The organism is Mucilaginibacter sp. P4_E8 (assembly GCF_056401495.1).
The window spans coordinates 1-650 of record NZ_JBFUJG010000445.1 but is presented as its reverse complement, the minus strand read 5'-3'; the positions used below and the strand labels follow the sequence as shown (position 1 = coordinate 650).

Here is a 650-nt window from a genome sequence, read left to right as displayed (position 1 = left end):
ATACCAGGGTACTTACGGTTTGATGGCTGTATCTCGTCAATATTGATCTTATCCAGCGCTTTTTTACGACTGGTAGCTTGTTTTGATTTAGAGGCATTGGCACTAAAACGACGGATAAACTCCTGCAATTCCTTAACACGGTCCTCGGTCTTTTTATTCTGATCCGAGCGTTGTTTCAGGGCCAGCTGGCTTGATTCATACCAGAAAGTATAGTTACCGGTATAAATGGTCATTTTGGCAAAGTCAATATCCACCACGTGGGTACAAACTGTATCCAGGAAGTGCCTGTCGTGCGATACTACCAGTACAATGGCTTCGTATGAGGCCAGGAAATCTTCCAGCCAGCTCACGGTATGTATATCCAAATCGTTGGTAGGCTCATCCAGTAATAAAATATCGGGTTTGCCAAAAAGGGCCTGTGCTAATAATACCCTTACTTTTTGGGTATTGTCAAGCTCTTTTACCAGCTTATAATGAAACTCTTCTTTAATACCCAGGTTGCTCAGCAGGGTAGCGGCATTGCTTTCGGCATTCCAGCCATCCATTTCGGCAAATAGGTTTTCCAGTTCACCGGCACGTTCGCCATCGGCGTCGCTGAAATCTTCTTTCAGGTAAATGGCATCCTTTTCCTTCATCACGGCATACATCTC

Annotated in this window: 1 protein-coding gene; it reads right to left on the bottom strand. The window is 44.6% G+C overall.

Features of this window, described 5'->3' with window-relative positions:
• Nucleotides 1–650 (bottom strand): ATP-binding cassette domain-containing protein (locus AC1DRQ_RS32020; protein WP_477430272.1); only part of this gene is annotated, 650 nt, incomplete at both ends.